General features: G+C 52.5%; 1 pseudogene. It reads right to left on the bottom strand.

The window, feature by feature from the left end:
• Window positions 1-280, bottom strand: a pseudogene (gene aceE / locus AAEZ03_RS27035) (pyruvate dehydrogenase (acetyl-transferring), homodimeric type); the annotation flags it as partial.

Consider the following 280-nt stretch of genomic DNA (forward strand, 5'->3'; position numbering starts at 1 on the left):
CTGCTCATAGTTTTCGTTCATAAGCGTCAAGTAATAATAGACGCGCTCGCCTTCTGCGTACATGCGGCGCAAGCCATCATGCATGATAACGGCCAGCTCATAACCAAAGCAGGGGTCATAGCTGACGCAGTTTGGTACGACGTTGAACAATATCTGCGAATGACCGTCTTGATGCTGCAAGCCTTCGCCATTCAGTGTCGTACGACCAGCGGTCGCACCCAATAAGAAACCTTGTGCTTGGCAATCCCCTGCCGCCCAAGCCAAATCGCCCACACGTTGG

It is taken from the genome of Pseudomonas sp. HY2-MNA-CIBAN-0224 (genome assembly GCF_040310285.1).
Classification (GTDB): domain Bacteria; phylum Pseudomonadota; class Gammaproteobacteria; order Pseudomonadales; family Pseudomonadaceae; genus Aquipseudomonas; species Aquipseudomonas helleri.